Source organism: Micromonospora sp. WMMD714 (assembly GCF_029581315.1).
Classification (GTDB): domain Bacteria; phylum Actinomycetota; class Actinomycetes; order Mycobacteriales; family Micromonosporaceae; genus Micromonospora; species Micromonospora rifamycinica.
Map to the genome: position 1 here is coordinate 3,016,465 of NZ_CP120744.1, position 17,521 is coordinate 3,033,985.

Below are 17,521 nucleotides of genomic sequence, written 5' to 3' on the forward strand. Positions count from 1 at the left end.
TCATGACGCGGTACGACAGCCTGCTCGACGCCTGCGGCGGCACCCCCCTGGTGGGGCTGCCCCGGCTCTCGCCGACGGTGCCCGACGGGGCGCCGCCGGTGCGGCTCTGGGCCAAGCTGGAGGACCGGAACCCGACCGGCAGCATCAAGGACCGCGCGGCCCTGTTCATGGTCCGGGCGGCGGAGCAGGCCGGCCGCCTCCGGGCCGGCGACACCATCCTGGAGCCGACCAGCGGCAACACCGGTATCTCGCTGGCCATGGTGGCCAAGCTGCGCGGCTACCGGCTGGTCTGCGTGATGCCGGAGAACGTCTCCACCGAACGGGTCCAGCTCCTCCGGATGTACGGCGCGGAGATCATCTTCTCGCCGGCGGCGGGCGGCTCGAACCAGGCGGTCGCCACCGCGAAGCAGATCGCCACCGAACACCCCGACTGGGTGATGCTCTACCAGTACGGCAACGAGGCCAACGCGCGGGCGCACTACGAGACCACCGGCCCGGAGCTGCTGCACGACCTCCCCACCATCACGCACTTCGTGGCGGGCCTGGGCACCACCGGCACCCTGATGGGCACCGGGCGGTTCCTGCGGGAGAAGGTCGAGGGCATCCAGGTGGTGGCGGCCGAGCCCCGCTACGGCGAGCTGGTCTACGGGCTGCGCAACATCGACGAGGGTTACGTCCCCGAGCTGTACGACGCGACGGTACTCAACCGGCGCTTCTCCGTCGGCACCCGGGACGCGGTGCTGCGGACCCGTCAGCTGGTGGAGGTGGAGGGGATCTTCGCCGGCTTCTCCACCGGGGCGATCCTGCACGCCGCCCTGGCCGTGGCCCACGAGGCGGTGCGGGACGGCCGCCGGGCCGACGTCGCGTTCGTGGTCTGCGACGGCGGCTGGAAGTACCTCTCCACCGGGGCGTACGGCGGCACGCTCGCCGACGCCGAGGACGCCCTGGAAGGGCAGCTCTGGGCGTGACCCGCCGGAGGCCCGGTCGACGGACCGTCGACCGGGCCTCCGTGGGTGTCACGTTGGTGACAACTTCCAGAAGATGATTCTTGCCCCGCCGTCGCTGCGCGTAGGCTGCGCACCGTGGCGTACGCGTCGGTTGAGATCATCAGCCATCCCGGCTCCGGCGTGTCGACTACCTATAGTAATTGTGGGGCGACTGGATGCGGCTGACCGTCCTGGGCTGTGCGGGGAGCTTCCCCGGTCCCGAGTCCCCCTGCTCGGCCTACCTCGTCGAGGCGCAGGGCTTCCGGCTGCTGGTCGACTTCGGGTCCGGCTCGCTGTCCACCCTCCAACGCTATGCCGGGCTGCACGCCCCGGACGCCATCCTCCTGACGCACCTGCACTGCGACCACATCCTCGACGCGGCGTCGTACGTGGTCGTGAGGCGGTACGCCCCGGACGGCCCCTACCCGGCGCTGCCGGTCTACGCGCCCCCGGGTGCCCCGGACCGGCTCGCCACCGCCTACGGCCAGGACGGCGCCGACGTGGAGGACGTCTACCAGTTCTACGGCCTCCAGCCGGGCACCTTCCCGATCGGCCCGTTCACCGTCACCGTCGACCGGGTGAACCATCCGGTCGAGACGTACGGGGTGCGGCTGGAGCACGAGGGCCGGGTGCTCTGCTATTCCTCCGACACCGCCCCCTGTGACGCGCTGCTGCGGCTCGCCCAGGACGCCGACGTCTTCCTCTGCGAGGCCAGTTACCTCGACGGGGTGGACAACCCCCCGGATCTGCACCTGACCGGTCGGGAGGCCGGCGAGGCGGCCACCAAGGCCGGGGTGGGCCGGCTGCTGCTGACCCACCTGGTGGTGGCCTGGGGCAGCGAGTCGCACACCATCGCGGCGGCGGCCGGGGCGTACACCGGTCCGCTGGAAGTGGTCCGGGCCGGCGCCAGCTACGAGATCTGACCCGGCCCCACCGCCGCCGGGAGACCGCGGCACGACGCGATCACGGCACCGCATAGGGTGCAGGGATGGCACGACCTGACGGGCGTCGACCCGACCAACTCCGACCGGTGACGTTGACCCGGGGCTGGAGCACCCACCCGGAGGGCTCGGTGCTCGTCGAGTTCGGCGGCACCCGGGTGCTCTGCACGGCCAGCGTCACCGAGGGCGTGCCGCGCTGGCGCAAGGGCTCCGGGCTCGGCTGGGTCACCGCCGAGTACGCGATGCTGCCCCGGGCCACCAACACCCGCTCCGACCGGGAGAGCGTCCGCGGCAAGATCGGCGGGCGGACCCACGAGATCTCCCGGCTGATCGGCCGCAGCCTGCGCGCCTGCGTCGACCTGAAGGCGCTCGGCGAGAACTCGATCGTGCTCGACTGCGACGTGCTCCAGGCCGACGGCGGCACCCGTACCGCCTCGATCACCGGCGCGTACGTTGCCCTCTACGACGCGGTGAGCTGGCTGGCCGCCCGCAAGTCGCTGGCCGGCAAGCCGGAGAAGGTGATGCACCGGTCGGTGTCCGCGGTCAGCGTCGGCATCGTCGCGGGCGAGCCGCTGCTGGACCTCTGCTACGTCGAGGACGTGGCCGCCGAGGTGGACATGAACGTCGTCTGCACCGGCGAGGGCGACTTCGTCGAGGTGCAGGGCACCGGGGAGGACGGGGTCTTCTCCCGGGCGCAGCTCGACGCGCTGCTGGACGTCGCGTCGTTGGGCTGTCTGGAACTGGCCGAGGCCCAGCGGAAGGCGCTCGCATCATGAACAAGGTCCTGCTCGCCACCCGGAACCGTAAGAAGCTGGTCGAGCTCCAGCGCATCCTCGACGGCGCGCTCGGCGCGCACCGGATCGCCCTGCTCGGCCTGGACGACGTCGAGGAGTACCCGGAGCTGCCGGAGATCGGCCTCACCTTCGGCGAGAACGCCCTGATCAAGGCGCGGGAGGGCTGCCGGCGGACCAGCCTGCCCACCATCGCCGACGACTCCGGCATCGCGGTCGACGCGCTCAACGGCATGCCGGGGGTGTTCAGCGCCCGTTGGGCCGGCCGGCACGGCGACGACCGGGCCAACCTTCAGCTGGTGCTGGACCAGATCGCCGACCTGCCCGACGAGCACCGGGGCGCGGCCTTCGTCTGCACCGTCGCGCTGGTGCTGCCCGGGGGCAAGGAGCACCTGGTCGACGGCCGCCAGCCCGGCCGGCTGCTGCGCGCCCCGCGCGGCGACGGTGGCTTCGGGTACGACCCGATCTTCGTCGGCGACGGCCAGGAGCGGACCAACGCGGAGCTGACCCCGCAGGAGAAGGACGCGATCAGCCACCGGGGCAAGGCGCTGCGCGAGTTGGCGAAGCTGGCCGCCAAGGTGCTGCCCGCCACCTGACCGGCCCGCGCCTCGTCCCGGCCCGCGCCTCGTCCCGGCCTGCGCCTCGTCCCGGCCTGCGCCTCGTCCCGGCCTGCGCCTCGTCCCGGCCTGCGCCTCGTCCCGGCCTGCGCCTCGTCCCGGCCTGCGCCTCGTCCCGGCCTGCGCCTCGTCCCGGCCTGCGCCTCGTCCCGGCCCCGCCCGCGTCCCCGCGGGCGGGGCGCCTGTCGGCGGGCCGGCTCACGAACGGCCCTGCCTGTCGGCTGCCCGGCGTGAACGGCTCAGCGCTGTCGGCATCCAGCACGTCTGGTTGCCCGGGGCGTGGGCGGCATGGCTCCGTGCCTGTCCTACCCTCCTGCGGTCGTCCCAGATGCGCGCCCTGCCCGCGAGGACATGCTCCACTTCGTCCAGCCCCGACACTCGACGTCAGGCCCCATCTACTCACCGACGGTAATCATCCAACCGACAGTACAGTACGACACCCGCATCCTTTGCTCTGCTGCCCTTCGGGCGACAGGCACGAAGAGTAACTGGGCCTTCTATGGGTGAATCAGGGTGCGTCCTTGATTTTTGCTGGTAAGAGCGATGTCGCCTCCATGGCAGCAGAGCAAAGGGTGCTGGTGAGGATTAGTGGGGTAGTGGCTTTGGCTACTTTCGGTGATGCTGTTGGGTTGGGAGGCGTTATTACGCTGTGTGATGACAGTGGCGGGGTGGGCTTCGGGAGTGCCGAACGCGGGCTCAGCTGAGGGCCGTGGTGGGCGCGCTATGGCGGTGGACCTGCCGGGGCAAGGACCTGCGCCGCGACGGGCCGCCGCAGGAGCGACGGGTCGGCCGGGGACGACGGGTCCGCCGGGGACGACGGGTCCGCCGGGGCGGTGGGTCGGCCGGGGGCGGTGGGTCGGCCGGGGCGGTGGGCGGAAAGGGCGGAAGTGCCCGGGAAGGGAAGTCAGCCCAGGGGGCCGATCTCCCGTTCGATGGCGGTACGCAGGTCGGGCCCGGCGAGCACGGCACGGGCCGCTTCCATCACCGGGGCGAGGAAGACATCGGGACCGGGTTCGCCAGCCGCACCGCCGAGCGCCGCCACGGCGGCCCGTCCGGCCGGGGACGGCTCCAGCGGCGCCCGCAGCTGTAGCCCCCGGACGGCCGCCAGCAGCTCCACGGCGAGCAGGCTGGTCAGGTTGTCCAGCACGGTACGCAGCTTCTTCGCCCCCGCCCAGCCCATCGAGACGTGATCCTCCTGCATGCCGCTGGTCGGCAACGAGTCGACCGAGGCGGGTGCGGCCAGCCGGCGGTTCTCCGCGACGATCCCGGCGGCGGTGTACTGGGCGATCATCAGCCCGGAGTTGACTCCGGCGTCGGGTGACAGGAACGCCGGCAGCTCCCGGTTGCGGGTCACGTCGAGCAGCCGGTCCACCCGGCGTTCGGCGATCGCCCCCACCTCGGCGGCGGCGATGGCCAGGTAGTCGGCGGCGAAGCCGAGCGGAGCACCGTGGAAGTTGCCGGTCGACTCGACCCGGCCGTCCGGCAGCACCACCGGGTTGTCCACCACCGAGACCAGCTCCCGGCCGGCCACCGTCGCCACGAAGTCCAGGGTGTCCCGGGCCGCGCCGGCCACCTGCGGGGCGCACCGCATCGAGTACGCGTCCTGCACTGCGTGCGCCAGGTCGTCACGGTGCGAGTCCATCACCCGGGAGTTCTGCAGCAGCCGGTGGATGTTCGCCGCCGACATGGCCTGCCCCGGGTGCGGCCGGATGGCGTGCAGCTCGGGCAGGAACGGCCGTTCCGAGCCGAGCATCGCCTCGATGGCCAGCGCGGCGGTCACGTCGGCCATGGTGAACAGGTGCCGGGCGTCCGCGACGGCCAGCAGCAGCATGCCGAGCATGCCGTCGGTGCCGTTGATCAGCGCCAGCCCCTCCTTGGCGGCCAACGTCACCGGGGTCAGCCCGGCGGCGCGCAGCGCGTCGGCGGCGTCGACCCGCTCCCCGGCCGGGCCGAGCACCCAGCCCTCGCCGAGCAGCACCAGCGCGCAGTGCGCCAGCGGCGCCAGGTCACCGGACGCGCCGAGCGACCCGTGCTCCGGCACCCACGGGGTGACGTCGGCGTTGAGCAGGTCTACCAGCGCCTGAGCGACCAGCGGTCGGACCCCGGAGCGGCCCAGCGCCAGCGAACGGACCCGCAGCAGGATCATCGCCCGGACCACCTCGCGGGGCATCGGGGTGCCCACCCCGGCGGCGTGCGAGCGGATCAGCGCGTGCTGCAACTCGGCCCGCCGCTGCGGGGCGACGAAGGTGTTCGCCAGCGCCCCGAAGCCGGTGGAGACGCCGTACACCGGACGGCCGGCGGCCTCGATGCCGTCCACGATGGACCGGCTGGCGACCATCGCGTCGACGGCGGCCGGGGCGAGCGCGACCCCGGCGTCGCCGCGCGCCACGGCGAGCACGTCGGCGGGGGTGATCCCGGTGGGCTGGACGGTCACAGTCGACATTGCGGCACTCCGTTGTGCAGGACCTGGCGGACCAGTGGGACACCCGGCCGGTAGGCCAGGTGCAGGTGGGACGGGGCGTCGAGGATCATCAGGTCGGCCCGTACGCCGGGGCGCAGCAGCCCGACGTCGGTGCGGCGCAACGCCCGGGCGCCGCCGGCCGTCGCGGCCCAGACCGCCTCCGCCGGCGTCATCCGCATCTCACGGACGGCCAGCGCGACGCAGAACGGCATCGACGAGGTGTACGACGATCCGGGGTTGCAGTCGGTGGCCAGCGCCACGGTCACCCCCGCGTCGAGCAGCCGCCGGGCGTCCGGGTACGGCGACCGGGTGGAGAACTCCGCCCCCGGCAGCAGGGTCGCCACGGTCGGATCGTCGGTGCCGGCCGCACCGGCCAGCGCGTCGACGTCGGCGTCGGACAGGTGGGTGCAGTGGTCGACGCTGGCCGCCCCCAGCTCGACCCCGAGCCGCACCCCCGGCCCCGGGCCGAGCTGGTTGGCGTGCAGCCGCAGGCCCAGCCCGGCGGCCTGCCCGACGGTGAGGATCGCCCGCGCGTGGTCGGCGTCGAACGCGCCCCGCTCGCAGAACACGTCCACCCAGCGGGCGTACGGCGCGGCGGCGGTGAGCATCGGCCCGCAGACCAGCCCCACGTAGTCGTCGGGCCGGCCGGCGTACTCGGCGGGGACGACGTGCGCGCCGAGGAAGGTGGTCTCGGCGGTCACCTCGGCGGCGATCCGCAGCGAGCGGGCCTCGTCGGCGACGGTCAGGCCGTACCCACTCTTGATCTCCATGGTGGTGGTGCCCTGCCGCATCGCCTCCTCGCGCAGCCGCCCCACGGTGTCCCGCAGGTCGTCGTCGGAGGCCGCCCGGGTCGCGCCGACCGTGGTCCGGATGCCGCCCCCGGTGTACGGCTCGCCGGCCATCCGGGCCGCGAACTCGGCCGCCCGGTCCCCGGCGAAGACCAGGTGGGCGTGGCTGTCGACGAACCCGGGCAGCACCGCGCCGCCCTCGGCGTCGATCCGCCGGTCGGCGGCCGGCGCGTACCGGGCCGGCCCGATCCAGACCACCCGGCCCGCCTCCACCAGCAGGGCGACCCCGCGCCGCAGGCCCAGCGGCCCCTCCCCGCCGGCCGCCGGCACGTTGGTGACCAGCTCGCCGATGTTGTCGACCAGCAGACTGCTCACGCCACCCCTCCCGCCGTCGGCCGCGGCAGGCCGACCGCCGCCGACCCGGTACGGCTAGGCACCGGTCACCGCCGCGATCGCCGCGGTCAGCTCCGCCGGCACGTCCACGGTCAGGTGCCGGCCGTCGCGTACCACCTGCCGCCCGTCGACCACCACCTGGTCGACGTCGGCGGCGGTGGCCGCGAAGAACACGCCCACCGGCGGCACCCCGGCGGTACGCGGGCTGTCCAGCCGTACGGTTACCAGGTCGGCGCGTTCCCCGACGGCCAGTCGGCCGGCGTCGGACCAGCCCAGCGCGGCGTGCCCGGCGACGGTGGCCGCGTCGCGCAGCGCGGCGGCGGTGAAGTGCCCGCGCCGCCGGGTACGCAGCCGCTCGTCCAGCTCCACCGCGCGGGCCTCCTCGAACAGGTCGACCACGGCGTGACTGTCGCTGCCCAGGCTCAGCGGGATGCCGGCGTCGGCCATCAACCGGGCCGGCCCGATCCCGTCGGCCAGGTCCCGTTCCGTGGTGGGGCACAGGCACACCCCGGTCCGGTGCTCGCCCAGCAGGGCCAGGTCGGCGCTGGTCGGGTGGGTGGCATGCACGGCGGTGACGTCCGGGCCGAGCACCCCGCGGTCGGCGAGCAGCCCCGTCGGGGTACGCCCGTGCACCGCCCGGCAGGCGTCGTTCTCGGCGGGCTGCTCCGACAGGTGCACGTGCAGCGGGACACCCTGCCGGTAGGCCCAGCCGGCGACGGTGGCGAGCTGCTCCGCCGGCACCGCCCGTACCGAGTGGATCGCCGCCCCGCGCAGCGCGTGCGCCCCGGCCGGCCGGAACCCGTCGACCCGCTCCGCCCAGCGCCGCGCGTCCCCGTCACCGAAGCGCCGCTGCGCCCCCACCAACGGGTCGCCGGCCACCGAGGCGGTCAGGTAACAGGCGTCCAGCAGGGTGATCCGGATGCCGGCCTGCGCCGCCGCCTCGACCAGCGCCGCGCCCATCGCGTTCGGGTCGTCGTACGGCCGGCCGTCGGGGCCGTGGTGCAGGTAGTGGAACTCGCCCACGCAGGTGACCCCGGCCAGCGCCATCTCGGCGTACGCGGCCCGGGCCAGGGCCAGGTAGGAGTCGGGGTCGAGCCGGCCGGCGACGTCGTACATCACGTCCCGCCAGCTCCAGAAGTCACCCCGACCGCCGTGGGTACGCCCGCGCAGCGCCCGGTGGAAGGCGTGCGAGTGGGCGTTGGCGAGGCCGGGCAGGGTGAGGCCGGGCAGCCGTACCGCGTCGGCCAGCACCTCGACCCCGGCGGGCGGGGTCGCCCCCCGGGCCAGCGGGGTGACCGCGGTGAACCGGCCGTCCTCGGCCTCGATCAGCACGTCCGGGGTGGGCGCGGCGTGATCGGGCAGCCACGCCTGCTCGGCCAGCCAGCGGGTCAGCGGCATGCCAGCTCCTCCAGCACCCGGGCCAGCGCGACCACCCCGGCCGCGCAGTCGTCGTCGGTGGCCGACTCGGCGGGGGAGTGCGACACCCCGCTCGGGTTGCGCACGAACAGCATCGCGGTGGGCAGCCGTGCGGCGAGCACCCCGGCGTCGTGGCCGGCCCCGGTGGGCAGCACCGGCGCGGCCAGCAGCCCCGCCAGCCGGTCGGCCAGCCCGGCGTCGAAGGTGACCAGCGGGGTGGCCGACTCCGGGGTCACGGTCAGCTCGGTGCCGTCCCGGCGGGCGCGTTCGGCCGCCTTGGCGTGCACCGCCTCGACCAGTTCGCGCAGGGTCTCCGGTGCGGCGGCGCGGGCGTCCAGCCAGCAGGTCACCGTCGACGGGACCGCGTTGGTGGCGTTGGGTTCCACCGCCACCCGGCCCACGGTGGCGTGCGCGCCGCGCAACCGGGCCTCCTTGTTCGCCGCCAGCACGGTGAACGCGAAGGTGAGCATCGGGTCGCGGCGGTCGGCCATCCGGGTCGTACCGGCGTGGTTGCCCTCGCCGCGCAGCTCGAAGCGCCACCGGCCGTGCGGCCAGATGGCGCTCGCCACCCCGACCGGCGCACCGGCGTCGACCAGCGCCCGCCCCTGCTCGACGTGCAGCTCCACGAAGGTGGCGAACCGGTCGGCCAGCGCCGGGTCGGCCCCCGCCGGGCGGGCACCCAGCGCGTCGGCGAAGCTCACCCCGGCGGCATCGCGCAGCCCGGCCGCGCGGTCCGGGTCGATCTCGCCGGTGAGCAGCCGCGACCCCAGACACGGTACGCCGAACCGGGCGCCCTCCTCCTCGACGAACGCGGCGACCACCACCGGCCGGACCGGGTCGGCCCCGGCGGCCCGCAGCTCGTCCACGGCGAGGAACGCGCTGACGACGCCGAGCGGCCCGTCGTACGCCCCGCCGTGTGGCACCGAGTCGAAGTGGCTGCCGGTCAGCACCGCGCCGGTGCCGGCCGGCCCGTCAGTCTTCGGGTCACCGTCGTGCGGGTCGCCCCACCAGGCGAACATGTTGCCGTTGCCGTCCTCGCTGACCGGCATGCCCCGCAGGTCGGCCTGCTCCCGGAACCACTCCCGTAGCCGCAGCTCCGGCGCGGTCAGCGCGTACCGCAGGTAGCCGCCGCTGTCGGCGTCCCGGCCGACCGGCGCGATCTCGTCCCACAACTCCCGGAACCGCCCGGCAAGGCCGCTCATGCGGTCCCCTCCGCCATGGGGATGCGGACGTTGTCGCGCTCGGCGACGTCGCGGGCGGTGTCGTAGCCGGCGTCGACGTGCCGGATGACGCCCATCGCCGGGTCGTTGGTGAGCACCCGTTCGATCTTCTGTCCGGCCAGCGCGGTGCCGTCGGCGACGCAGACCTGACCGGCGTGCAGCGACCGGCCGATGCCCACCCCACCGCCGTGGTGCAGCGACACCCAGGACGCCCCGCTGGCGGTGTTGACCAGCGCGTTGAGCAGCGGCCAGTCGGCGATCGCGTCGGACCCGTCGGCCATCGCCTCGGTCTCCCGGTACGGGCTGGCGACGCTGCCGCAGTCCAGGTGGTCCCGGCCGATCACGACCGGCGCGGACAGCTCACCGGCGGCGACCATCTCGTTGAAGCGCACCCCGGCGACGTCCCGCTCGCCGTAGCCCAGCCAGCAGATCCGGGCCGGCAGACCCTGGAAGGCGACCCGTTCGCCGGCCAGCCGCATCCACCGGGCCAGCGACTCGTTCTCCGGGAACAGGTCGAGGATGGCCCGGTCGGTGGCGGCGATGTCGGCCGGGTCGCCGGAGAGCGCCGCCCAGCGGAACGGCCCCCTGCCCTCGCAGAACAGCGGCCGGATGTACGCCGGCACGAAGCCGGGGAAGTCGAACGCCCGCGCGTACCCGCCCGCCTGCGCCTCGCCCCGGATCGAGTTGCCGTAGTCGAACACCTCAGCGCCCGCGTCGAGGAAGCCGACCATCGCCTCGACGTGCTTCGCCATCGACGCCCGCGCCCGGTCGGTGAACTCGGCCGGCTTCGCCGCCGCGTAGTCCCGGGCGTCAGCCAGCTCCACCCCCTCCGGCAGGTACGACAGCGGGTCGTGCGCGCTGGTCTGGTCGGTGACCACGTCGACGGTCACGCCTCGGCGCAGCAGTTCGGGGAAGACGGTGGCGGCGTTGCCGACCACGCCGACACTCAGCGCCCGGCGGTCCCGCTTCGCGGCCAGCACCCGGGCGACGGCGTCGTCGAGCGAGTCGGCGACCTCGTCGAGGTAGCGGTCGTGCACCCGCCGGTCGAGCCGGGTCCGGTCCACGTCCACGATCAGGCACACCCCGTCGTTCATGGTGACCGCGAGGGGCTGCGCCCCGCCCATCCCGCCGGAGCCGGCGGTGAGGGTCAGCGTCCCGGCGAGGCTGCCGCCGAAGCGCTTCGCGGCCACCGCGGCGAACGTCTCGTAGGTGCCCTGGAGGATGCCCTGGGTGCCGATGTAGATCCACGAGCCGGCGGTCATCTGCCCGTACATGGTCAGGCCGAGCGACTCCAGCCGGCGGAACTCCGGCCAGGTGGCCCAGTCGCCGACCAGGTTGGAGTTGGCCAGCAGCACCCGGGGCGCCCACTCGTGGGTGCGCAGCACCCCGACCGGGCGGCCCGACTGCACCAGCATCGTCTCGTCGTCGCGCAGCTCGGTGAGGGTGCGTACCAGCGCGTGGTACGACGGCCAGTCCCGGGCCGCCTTCCCGGTGCCGCCGTAGACCACCAGGTCGTCGGGGCGTTCGGCCACCTCCGGGTCGAGGTTGTTCATCAGCATCCGCAGGGCGGCCTCCTGCGGCCACCCCTTGGCGGTACGGGTGGTGCCGCGGGCGGCACGGACGGGCTGGTGCATGGCGTACTCCTCTCAGTCGAGGAACAACTGACGACGGGCGGCGGACGACTCGAACGCCTCCAGGCGGCGCTGGGTCTGGATCGGGGCGGCGTCACAGATCGCCTGGAGCACCACCATCGCCAGGGTCATCGGAGCGGTGTGCAGGTCGAAGACGAGGTCGGTGCCGACGGCGGCGGGGAGCACCAGCTCGGCGTACTCGGTGGCGGGGCTGACCGGGGAGTCGGTGATCGCGACGACGGTGAGGCCGGCGTCGCGGGCGGCCCGCAGCGCGTCGAGGGTCTCCCGGGGGTAGCGGGGCAGCACGAAGGCGAGCAGCGCGTCCGCCCCGGCCGAGGCGGCCTGTTCGAGGCGGTCGGTGAGCAGGCTGCCGCCGTCGTCGAGCACCCGCACGTCGGGGAGCACCTTGGCGGCGAAGTAGGCGAAGTAGGCGGCCAGCGGCCCGGCGGCCCGTAGCCCCAGCACCGGCAGCGGGCGGCTCGCCGCGAGCAGCCGGCCGGCGGTGGCGATCCGGTCCCGGTCGGCCAGTTCACCGGCCAGCCGCTCCAGGTTGGCCATCTCGGCGCGTACCGCGAGTTGCAGTTCGTTGTCGTCGTCGGGGCGACCGTCGGGGCCGACGGCGGTCAGCTCGCGCAGCCGGCGGCGCAGCGCGGGGTAGCCGTCGTGGCCGAGCGCCACGGCGAACCGAGTCACCGACGGCTGGCTGACCCCGGCCAGCTCGGCCACCTCGGCCGCCGACAGGTAGGCCACGGTGGCCGCGTGCTGCACCAGGCAGTGCGCGATGCGCCGCTGGGTGGGGGTGAGCCGGACGCCGTGGAACAGGTCGAGCAGCCGGTCCGGCGGCGCGGCGACGGCTCCTTCATTCATGCCGAGACTCTATGCATGAAATATTTCAGGGGCAAGAAGTCGCCCCTCCGGGTGCCCGCTGCCGTCCGCTCCGTGTCGTCTGGCCCGCTGCCGTCCGGCCCGGTGGTCTGTGCCGGCGGCTCGGCGGGCGGCGCGGACGATCTCGGCGGTGGCCTAGCGGGCGGCGCGGACGATCTCGGCGGTGGCGTCCCGGCGGACCGCGTCGTAGAACTCCCGGGACCTCCGCTCGTCGGCGAAGACCACGCTCTCGCTGCCCACCCGGCCGGTGCCCCGGGACGGGCTGGTGACGAAGGTGAGGTTGCCGCCCCGCAGGCCGCGCAGCTCGGTCGCCAGCTCCAGCAGCGACATCTCCCGGTCGACGGAGACCGACGCCGAGGCGGCCCGGACGAAGTCGTCGAGCTTCCCCGGGCTGGTCAGGAGGCCCCCGGTGGCCGCCTTGTCGAGGATCGCCCGGATCACCTGCTGCTGGTGCCGGATCCGGGCGAAGTCGCCGTCCGGGAACTGCTTGCGCTGCCGGGAGTAGTCCAGCGCCGTCGCGCCGTCCATCGTCTGCCGACCGGCCGGGAAGGTGCGCAGCGGCGGGTGGATCGAGGTGAAGCGGTGGTCGACGGTGATGTCGACCCCGCCCAGCGCGTCGATGATCTCCTGGAAGCCGGCGAAGTCGACCACCGCCACGTGGTCGACGTGGACCCTGGTGAACTCCTCGACGGTCTGCACCATCAGCGGGATCCCACCCCAGGCGAACGCCGCGTTGATCTTCGCGGGCCGGCCGCCGTGCCGGCCGTCCCTCGACCGGGGTACGTCGACCCAGGTGTCCCGGGGGATCGAGACGAGTTGTGCGCTCTTCCGGTCCCGGGGCAGGTGGGCCAGGATGATCGTGTCGGTACGGGATCCCCCGGTCCGTTCCGGATCCCGGGAGTCGCTGCCCAGGATCATGATGTTCGTGGCGTCCCGGGCCACCACCGGTGGCCGGTTCTCCGTCGGCACCCCGGTGAAGGCGTCGACCCGCTCGACGTCCTGCTCGACCGAGCGCAGGTAGAGCGCGCCCGCCCCGACCCCGCCCGCCCCGATCAGCGCCAGCGCCAGCAGCGCCACCAGGGCGATCCGCCAGCCCCGCCGTCGCCGCGGCGACGACACGGGGGATCCGGCGCTCCCGGGGGATCCTTCGCTCCCGGGGGAGGCGGCCGGAGTGGTTTCCGAGGATTGTTCGCCTACGGGCATGGCCGCATGTTACTGAGCCGTCACCCAGTCGGGCAGCCCGCGTACGCCCGACGGGGCGCAGCCGAAAAGCCGCCGTACGCTGGACGTTCAGTCGCTGGTCACCTGCGGCTGGTAGAACCTCGCCGTGGATGCGACGAGACTGCGCCGGGCCATCGCCCGGACCCCGTTGGCGCCGGTGGCCGCCTTCCCCGGACGGCTCGCCCGGGTCGCCCGGTACGACGCGAAGGTGCTGCGCACCTCGGCCAGGTGGCTGGCCACCTCCCGGGAACACCACAACTACACCTACGAGCTGACCCAGCTCAGCCGGCAGCACCTCACCTGGTTCGTCAGCGTGGTCTGCGACGTCCCGGTGGCCCGGGTCCGGGGATACCTCGCCGAGATCAGCGGGGACGCGGCGCTGCGCCGGCACATCGAACAGGCCACCGCCCGGTCCGCCCGGCGCGGCCTGGCCGACCGGCGGGTCCGCTACGCGCGCCGGGTCGGCTGGTACGCGATCGTCCGGGCCACCCGGCCCGCCCACGTCGTCGAGACCGGCACCGACAAGGGGCTCGGCAGCTGTGTCCTCGCCGCCGCCCTGCTGCGCAACGCCGCCGAGGGGCACCCCGGCCGGCTCACCTCGCTGGACGTCAACCCGGAGGCCGGCTACCTGGCGCGCAGCGCGCCCTGGTCCGACGTGGTCGACCTGGTGGTCGGCGACTCGGTCGCCGCGATCGCCGCCCTGGACCGGCCGGTCGACCTGTTCCTGCACGACAGCGACCACAGCCACGCCCACGAACGCCGCGAGTTCGACGCCGTCGAGCCGCAGCTGGCCCCCGGCGCGTTCCTGCTCACCGACAACGTCACCACCACCGGTGTGCTGGCCGAGCACGCCGAACGTACCGGCCGCCGGTTCCTCGCCTACCGGGAGACCCCGCTCGACCACTGGTACCCCGGGGACGGCATCGGCGTCGCCTGGTGACAGGGCCGTGTCACCCGACGGGGGGTCTGGGCCGGCCGAGGCGGTGCCGGACGGCCGAAGCGGTGCCGGACGGTCGAGGTGTGCTCCACCGGTCGGGTCTTGTCCCGGACCGCCCATGGATCGATGATGGCCGAATCGCCACCATCTATCCAGGAGTCGAGATGCAGGTTCTCCACCATCCCCGGGTGGCCTGGGACATGGCCCGACTGATCGTCTCGGCCGTCCCCGACGACCAGCTCTTCGACTGGATGTGCACCGAACTCGGCGCGCTGTTCGGCGCCGAGCAGGAGCGGTCCCTCCGGGACACCGGGCAGCGGCTCCGGCCGTGGGCGCACACCACGCCCGACGCCGCCGCCGTCGAAGCCGGCCGCTGGCGGGTCCGGCTGGAGGATCTGCTCCGGGTCCGCCCGGAGGCCGCCGAGCCGTTGCGGTCGCTCACCGTGATCGCGTCGGGGCTGCACCGCGACCGGATCGACCGACCGGCTTAGCTTTCCCTTAGCCGGCTTGTCCCGGGTCACCCGGGTCCGGCAGCATCGGTCGGCGTGACCGATGGCAGCGTGCCCGACGAACCACTCGCCGGCTCCGGGCCGGACCGCCGCACCTCCGACGGGCGTCCCGGGCCGGGCCGCCGCCGTGCCCGTACCGGCGGGCGTCGCCGCTGGCTGGCCGCCGGGGGCGTGGCCGCGCTCGCCACCGTGCTCGGGCTGAGCCTCGCGCTGCGCTCCGGGGCCGCCCCCGCCTGCGCCGCCCCGTCCGTCGGGCTGGCCGCGCCGGCCGGCGCCGGGTCGGTCGTCATGGCCGCCGGGCAACCGCTGGCGGCACCACCCACCGGGGGTACGGTCCACCGGGGCAAGGCCACCTTCTACGACTCGAAGGGGGCCGGCGGCAACTGCTCCTACCCGTCCGCCCCGGCCGACCGGCTCTACGTGGCGCTCGGCCCCGGCGAGTACAGCGCCGGCGCGGCCTGCGGCGGGTACCTCGACGTCACCGGCCCCCGGGGCACCGTCCGGGTCCTGATCATGGACCAGTGCCCGGAGTGCGCCCCCGGGCACGTCGACCTGTCCCGCGAGGCGTTCGCCCGGATCGCCGACCCGGTGCAGGGCATCGTCGGTGTCAGCTACCGCGCGGCGGTCGACCCGCCGCTGTCCGGCCCGCTCACCTTCCGGATCAAGGAGGGGGCGTCGCAGTACTGGTTCGCCGTACTGGTCGCCGAGCACGGCAACCCGCTGCGCGCCGTCGAGGTGCGACAGGGCTCCGGCGCCTGGCGCACCGCCGCCCGGCAGGACTTCAACTACTGGCTGATCGACTCCGGGGCGGGGCCCGGCCCGTACGCCGTCCGGGTCACCGACGTCTACGGCCACCGGGTCACCGCCACCGGCATCACCATGTCCCCCGGCCGGGTCCAGCGCAGCACGGTGAAGATGTACGGCGGCAGCGCCCCGGCCGCGCGGAGCGCCCCGTCCGGCAGGCCGCCGTCACCACGCCCCAGCGTCACCCCGAGCCGGACCACCGCCAGCCCGTCGGCGGTCGCCGCCGCCACCTCGTCCGCCCCGCCGGAGGTGGCCGCCGCACCGGCCCCCGCCGCGTCGGCGGAGCCGCTCGCGGGCCGTCCGGTCGACTGCGCCTCCCGGGGCTGACCGCTGCGGTCCCGGGATGGGGTCAGGTGGTAGGGGTGTCCAGGTCGCGCCACATGAGGATCTCGTCGCGGTCGTCGCCGGGTGCCACCCGCAGCGCGCCCGGCAGCCGGCCCACCTCGCGGTAACCGAGCCGGCGGTAGAAGCGCTCCAGGCCCAGCCCGCCGCGCACCGTCACGTGCAGCGCCCGCCAGCCCAGCTCGGGGGCGCGCCAGGCGGCCTCCCGCATCAGGGCCTGCCCGTGGCCGTGACCCTGGGCGTCGGGATGGACCATCACCCGCTTGAGGACGCCCCAGTGCGCCTTCAGCGGGAACCGGTGGTCGGTGAGGAACAGCACCGCCACCGGCAGGTCGCCGTCGTAGCCGACCAGCAGCCGGTCCGGGCCGTCGGTGACGGCGGCGAAGGTCGCTTCGGCGACGGGGCGTACGTCGGCGGTGCCGACCGGGGCGACGAAGCCGACCGCGCCGCCGGCGTTGGTCACGTCGACCCACAGGTCGATGATGCGTTCCCGCAGCCCGGCAGTGAGATCGGGGTCGAGGACGAAGCGCAGGCTCACGCCACTGATCCTCCTGCCACGACCTGTCGTGGACCCGCGATCGTGACGTTTCCGACAGGACGGTGTGGTGCGGGAGAGGGGACTTGAACCCCCACGTCCTTTCGGACAATAGGACCTAAACCTATCGCGTCTGCCATTCCGCCACTCCCGCTCGGATCAGAGTTTAGAGCGTCGCGCGGAAACGGTGGAGAGCCCGGCCCGGCGCAGGATGTTCGAGACCGTCCCGTGGCTGATGGCGCAGGTGCCGTCCGTCGCCTGCCGGATGAACTCGGCGAGTCTGCGGGGACCTAGCTCGGGGCGGTCCAGCGCGTATCGGACGACGGTCCGGTCGTGCGGGTGACCGGCCGGTGCCCGGCGCGGGGCGGTGACGCTGCCGGTGGTGGCGAGCCGGTGCCGGAGGCGGGAGATGTGGTTGCGGTGGCAGCCGATCCGGCGGGCCGCCTCGCTCGGCCCGATGGCACCGGCTTCGACCTGCCGGATCACCTCCGCGACCCGCTCTGGTCCGGCTGGTTCCCGGCCCGGCGGCGTGGGCGGATGGTCGGCCACCAGTGCCGGGGCGGACCGGTTGCGCCCGGCGTAGGTCGACGTCTGGCTGTGGCAGTTCGGGCAGAGCAGGCGCAGATTGGGTGGCCGGTTGTCGAGGAAGTCGCCATTGAGGTGGTCGACGTGCAGGGTCAGCGGCTCGCCCCGCCAGGTCGGCCCGGTGCCGCACCCCTCGCACTCGTCCGGGACGCCGATGTCGCGCAGCGCGCCCTTGAGCCGTGCCCCCGGCACCCGTCGGGAACCGGCCGGGAGCGGGCGCAGCAGCTGTGTCGACGGGACGCGCCGCGCGGACGGTCGACGGCTCCCGGTCGGACGGCGGGTGAAGTGGGAGGTGTCGATGCCGAAGCGGCGCAGCTGCCGGCTGAGGTGGGCGTGCGAGCCACCGTTGGGGCGGACACCGAGCAGCCTCAGCACGCCGGCGACGGAGTGGGCGGCGGTGGCCGCCTCGGCGAGCACCGGGGGTGGGTATCGGTAGCGGACCACCCACCGACCGTAGTG

The 17,521-nt window shown here is 74.3% G+C and carries 16 protein-coding genes and 1 tRNA gene; 7 read left to right on the forward strand and 10 right to left on the reverse strand.

The window, feature by feature from the left end; all coding sequences use genetic code 11:
- The first annotated feature begins 2 nt into the window (after positions 1–2).
- The 4 genes from O7625_RS13470 to rdgB all read left to right on the forward strand — a co-directional run bounded on the left by O7625_RS13470 (position 3) and on the right by rdgB (position 3,314).
- On the forward strand, positions 3–968 hold the full coding sequence (locus O7625_RS13470) for a cysteine synthase (RefSeq protein WP_067313933.1): 966 nt from the start codon (positions 3–5) through the stop codon (positions 966–968).
- 194 nt (positions 969–1,162) lie between these two features.
- Positions 1,163–1,909 (forward strand): MBL fold metallo-hydrolase, encoded by a 747-nt coding sequence (locus tag O7625_RS13475; RefSeq protein ID WP_067313931.1) that lies wholly within the window; start codon positions 1,163–1,165, stop codon positions 1,907–1,909.
- A gap of 65 nt (positions 1,910–1,974) precedes the next feature.
- On the forward strand, positions 1,975–2,703 hold the full coding sequence (gene rph, locus O7625_RS13480) for a ribonuclease PH (protein WP_282346233.1): 729 nt from the start codon (positions 1,975–1,977) through the stop codon (positions 2,701–2,703).
- Positions 2,700–3,314: an RdgB/HAM1 family non-canonical purine NTP pyrophosphatase gene (rdgB, locus tag O7625_RS13485; RefSeq protein WP_282346234.1), complete on the forward strand. Its 615-nt coding sequence runs from the start codon at positions 2,700–2,702 to the stop codon at positions 3,312–3,314. The genes rph and rdgB overlap by 4 nt, the downstream gene beginning before the upstream one ends.
- Positions 3,315–4,239: 925 nt before the next feature.
- Here the strand turns inward: rdgB and hutH are convergent.
- The 7 genes from hutH to O7625_RS13520 all read right to left on the reverse strand — a co-directional run bounded on the left by hutH (position 4,240) and on the right by O7625_RS13520 (position 13,248).
- A complete protein-coding gene (hutH, locus tag O7625_RS13490) occupies positions 4,240–5,778 on the reverse strand; it encodes a histidine ammonia-lyase (RefSeq protein ID WP_282346235.1) in 1,539 nt (512 codons plus the stop codon).
- Entirely contained in the window at positions 5,766–6,959 is a 1,194-nt protein-coding gene (gene hutI / locus O7625_RS13495; protein WP_282346236.1) for an imidazolonepropionase, read from the reverse strand. Before hutI ends, hutH begins: the two co-directional genes overlap by 13 nt.
- Before the next feature lie 54 nt (positions 6,960–7,013).
- Complete coding sequence (locus O7625_RS13500) at positions 7,014–8,369, reverse strand: formimidoylglutamate deiminase (RefSeq protein WP_282346933.1); 1,356 nt, start codon at positions 8,367–8,369, stop codon at positions 7,014–7,016.
- Complete coding sequence (locus O7625_RS13505; RefSeq protein ID WP_282346237.1) at positions 8,366–9,595, reverse strand: allantoate amidohydrolase; 1,230 nt, start codon at positions 9,593–9,595, stop codon at positions 8,366–8,368. Before O7625_RS13505 ends, O7625_RS13500 begins: the two co-directional genes overlap by 4 nt.
- Positions 9,592–11,247 carry a urocanate hydratase gene (hutU, locus tag O7625_RS13510; protein ID WP_282346239.1) on the reverse strand — a complete coding sequence of 552 codons (1,656 nt, stop codon included), beginning with the start codon at positions 11,245–11,247 and terminating at the stop codon, positions 9,592–9,594. Before hutU ends, O7625_RS13505 begins: the two co-directional genes overlap by 4 nt.
- Positions 11,248–11,259: 12 nt before the next feature.
- Entirely contained in the window at positions 11,260–12,111 is an 852-nt protein-coding gene (locus O7625_RS13515) for a MurR/RpiR family transcriptional regulator (protein WP_067306065.1), read from the reverse strand.
- 153 nt (positions 12,112–12,264) lie between these two features.
- Positions 12,265–13,248 (reverse strand): LCP family protein, encoded by a 984-nt coding sequence (locus O7625_RS13520; protein WP_282346240.1) that lies wholly within the window; start codon positions 13,246–13,248, stop codon positions 12,265–12,267.
- A 208-nt stretch (positions 13,249–13,456) separates the two neighbouring features.
- On the opposite strand from O7625_RS13520, the gene O7625_RS13525 reads away from it, so the two are divergent.
- From O7625_RS13525 to O7625_RS13535, 3 genes are all read left to right on the forward strand, one after another.
- Positions 13,457–14,290 (forward strand): class I SAM-dependent methyltransferase, encoded by an 834-nt coding sequence (locus tag O7625_RS13525; protein ID WP_282346241.1) that lies wholly within the window; start codon positions 13,457–13,459, stop codon positions 14,288–14,290.
- A 161-nt stretch (positions 14,291–14,451) separates the two neighbouring features.
- Positions 14,452–14,778 carry a hypothetical protein gene (locus tag O7625_RS13530; RefSeq protein ID WP_282346243.1) on the forward strand — a complete coding sequence of 109 codons (327 nt, stop codon included), beginning with the start codon at positions 14,452–14,454 and terminating at the stop codon, positions 14,776–14,778.
- A 54-nt stretch (positions 14,779–14,832) separates the two neighbouring features.
- Complete coding sequence (locus O7625_RS13535) at positions 14,833–15,927, forward strand: expansin EXLX1 family cellulose-binding protein (RefSeq protein WP_282346245.1); 1,095 nt, start codon at positions 14,833–14,835, stop codon at positions 15,925–15,927.
- A 22-nt stretch (positions 15,928–15,949) separates the two neighbouring features.
- Here O7625_RS13535 and O7625_RS13540 read toward each other — a convergent pair whose 3' ends face one another.
- The 3 genes from O7625_RS13540 to O7625_RS13550 form a co-directional block, all read right to left on the reverse strand.
- Positions 15,950–16,480: a GNAT family N-acetyltransferase gene (locus tag O7625_RS13540; RefSeq protein ID WP_282346246.1), complete on the reverse strand. Its 531-nt coding sequence runs from the start codon at positions 16,478–16,480 to the stop codon at positions 15,950–15,952.
- Between the two features lie 65 nt (positions 16,481–16,545).
- A tRNA-Leu gene (locus O7625_RS13545) sits at positions 16,546–16,631 on the reverse strand.
- Positions 16,632–16,636: 5 nt separating this feature from the next.
- Positions 16,637–17,506: a hypothetical protein gene (locus tag O7625_RS13550; protein WP_282346247.1), complete on the reverse strand. Its 870-nt coding sequence runs from the start codon at positions 17,504–17,506 to the stop codon at positions 16,637–16,639.
- Between the last annotated feature and the right edge of the window lie 15 nt (positions 17,507–17,521).